The organism is Streptomyces sp. NPDC029151, from assembly GCF_055564315.1.
This window is the reverse complement of the sequence record NZ_JBVHWQ010000025.1, coordinates 1-3,311: the sequence shown is the minus strand read 5'-3', so window position 1 is coordinate 3,311 and position 3,311 is coordinate 1. Positions and strand designations below refer to the sequence as shown.

2 protein-coding genes are annotated in these 3,311 nt (G+C 69.3%); both read right to left on the bottom strand.

What is annotated here, in order from left to right; translation table 11 throughout:
- A partial coding sequence (locus tag ACZ4VF_RS37940) for a condensation domain-containing protein (protein WP_467931777.1) occupies positions 1-1,662 on the bottom strand: 1,662 nt, incomplete at its 3' end.
- Positions 1,659-3,311: condensation domain-containing protein (locus ACZ4VF_RS37935; protein WP_467931775.1), on the bottom strand; the 1,653-nt coding region annotated here is incomplete at its 5' end. The genes ACZ4VF_RS37935 and ACZ4VF_RS37940, both read right to left, overlap by 4 nt.

The window sequence follows — 3,311 nt, the reverse complement described above, 5'->3', positions numbered from 1 at the left end:
CTCGACCATGTACGTGATGCGGTCGGTGGGATACTCCGGGTCCAGGGGAACGAACGCGGCACCGGCCTTCAGAATGCCCAGCAACGTCGCGATCAAGTCGGGAGAACGCTCCAGGCAGACCGCGATCAGCGTGTCCGGGGTGATGCCCGTCTCCCGCAGGTGATGAGCCAGCCGGTTCGCACGCGCGTTGATGCCGGCGTAGGTCCAGCGCTCATCATCGAACGTCACCGCGATGGCGTCGGGGTGCGTGGCGACCCGCTCCTCGATCAGCTGATGGATCGTCGCCGTGTCCGGATAAGGGCCCGTGACACCGTTCCAGTCGACGAGGATCTGCCGACGCTCCGCCTCCGTGAGCATGGTGAGGTCGCCGATCCGTGCGCCGGGTGAGTCCACCAGGGAGGTCAGTAGGGCGAGCAGGTGGCCGACCATGCGCTCGACGGTCTCCGCGTCGAACATGCTCCGGTCGTAGACGAAGCGGAACTCCAGGGCCCGGCCCGCCGACACGACGAGGGTCAGCGGGTATCCGGTGCGCTCCACACAGTTCACCAGGCGCCGGGTCAGTCCCTCGGGGAAGTCCGACGGCTTCTGCACCACCGGGTAGTTCTCGAAGACGAGGATGGACCGGAACAGCGGCTCGCCGCGCGGGATCCTGCTGTGCTGCTGCACGTCGACGAGGTGGCAGTACTCCCACTGCCGCATGTCCAGTTGCTCGTCCTGGAGATCCCGCAGCCACTCGGAGACGACCAGGTCACCCGTGAGCCGGCCGCGGACCGGCAGCGTGTTGATGAAGAGGCCCATCATCGACTCGACGCCGGGCAGATCGATCGAGCGGCCCGAGATGGTCGAGCCGAACAGCACCTCGTCCTGGCGGCTGTACCGGGAGAGCAGGATCGACCACAGGCCCTGCACCAGGGTGTTCATCGTGACCCGCTGGGACTTGGCGTAGTCCCGCGCCCGCGCGAACAGCTCCGCGGAGGCGCACGCCTCGAACTCTCCGACCCCCGTGTCCCCGGTGTCCCGGTCGACGTGCAGTGCGGTGGGCTCGGTGACGCCCGCGAGATAGTCGGACCAGAACGCCGCGGAGCCGTCGTCCCGCCGGGAGTTGAGCCACTCGATGTAGCGGCGGTACGGGACCGTGGGCGGCAGCCCGGCGGGGGTGCCGTCGAGCAGTGCGCGGTAGAGGGCGAACAGCTCCTTCTGGAGGATCTGGACGCTCCAGCCGTCGAGGAGGATGTGGTGGAACGACCAGACGACGATCCGGCGTTCCTCCGTCATGCGCAGCACGGTGACCCGGACCAGCGGGGCCCGTGACAGGTCGAACCCCCGGGCCCAGTCCTCCGCCAGGAAGGCGTTGAGCCGCTCCTCCTGACCGGACAGGCCGCGCAGGTCCCGCACCTCGAACGGGAGGGGAGCCCGACGCTGCACCACCTGTACCGGCTCCGACACCCCCTCCCACACGAACGCGCTGCGCAGGATCGAGTGCCGGTCGACGAGCTGCTGCCACGCGGCACCGAACAGCGCGCCGTCGAAGGGCCCTTCGACCTCCTCCGTCATCTGCACCATGTAGGGGCGGGTGTCGGAGGTGTCCTCAAGGGAGTGGTACAGCATGCCGAACTGCAGGGGCGAGAGGCCGTAGACGTCTTCCACGTTGTGCGCGCTCATATCGAGAACCTCTTCAGGATCGCGGCCATGTCGGCGTCACCGACATCGGTGAGGGGAACGCCAGGGGACTCCCGGCGGGCGTCGGCGGCTCCGTCGGCGCTGCCGGCGATCAGCTCGCGCAGGTGGCCGAGGACACCGTCGGCCAGGTGCTCGACGGTGTGCCGGTCGTGCAGCGCGGTCGAGTAGTTGACGTACAGGCCGAACGTGTCGCCCTCGACGGCGGCGGTCACGTCCAGCACGTTCCACCGCATGCCGTCCGGGCTGATCGAGTGGCCCTTGGGCTCTTCGGGTCCGGCGTACCGCCCGATGCCCGGCAGGTCCCTGGTGAACTGCCCCAGGTAGTTGAAGTTCACTTCCGGAGTGGGCTGCCGGCGCAGTACGGAGGACACGTCCGGGGCACCGAGATGGCGCAGGATGCCGTAGCCCACGCCCTTGTTGGGGATCCGCGCCAACTGCTCCCGGACCGCGTCGAGAGAGGCCACCGCGCTGGTGGCGCCTGGCGTCAGCCGCAGGGCGACGGGGAAGACGGACGTGAACCACCCCACCGTGCGTGACAGGTCCACGTCGGGGAACAGGTCCTCACGGCCGTGCCCCTCCAGACCGATCAGGGTCTCGTCGTCCCCCGTCCAGTCGCGCAGGGCGTGTGCCAGCGCGGTGAGCAACGCGTCGTTGATCCGGGTGCTGAAGGCCCTCGGCACGTCCCGCAGCAGGGCACGAGTCTCGTCCGGGCTGAGCGTCGCGACGACGGTGGCGGCGGAACCCAGGTCGTTACGGCCGTCCCGGTCACGCGGCACCCGGCCGGCCGGCTTGGGTTCGGCCCAGTAGGCGAACTCCGCCCGTGCCTGCGCGGAGTCGGCGAAGCCGTGCAGTCGCTGAGCCCACGACCGGAACGACGTCGTCTTGGCCGGGAGCCGGGGGGCGAGCCCGGCGGCCCGCCGCTCGTAGCAACTGCCCAGGTCCTCCAGGAGGATCCGCCAGGACACTCCGTCGACCGCCAGGTGGTGTACGACGATGAGCAGCCGCTGCCCGCGCGTGGGCCCCCACTCCTGCAGGGCGGCCCGCAGCAACGGGCCCTTGGCCAGGTCGAGGCTCTGTTGCGTCTCCTCCGCGATGTGCAGCGCCACCGACTCCAGGGACTCGTCCGCGACACCGGACAGGTCGTGCACGTCGAGGACGCCGGTGTCCACGCTCTCGTCCAGGTACTGCCGCCAGCCGTCCGCGCCGTCCGCGCAGCGCAGGCGCAGCGCGTCGTGGTGTTCGATCAGGTCGGCCAGCGCGAGTCGCAGCACGTCCGGGTCGAGCCCGTCGGTGACGAGGAGTTCGGCCTGGTTGAAGTGGTCGAACGCCGGCAGGTCCTTCTCGAAGAACCAGTGCTGGATCGGTGTCAGCGGGACTTCGCCCACCACGCGTCCCTGTTCCGCGTCGACCGGCGCGGCCGTACCGGCGTGGACCGCGATCTCGGCGATCGTCTGGTTCTTGAAGATCAGCCGCGGCGTGAGGTGCACACCGTACTTCTTGGCGCGGGCGATCATCTGGATGCTGATGATCGAATCCCCGCCCAGTTCGAAGAAGTTGTCGTGGATGCCGACGGTGTCGATGCCGAGGATCTCGGCCCAGATCGCGGCGAGGGTGCGCTCGGTGTCCGTCCG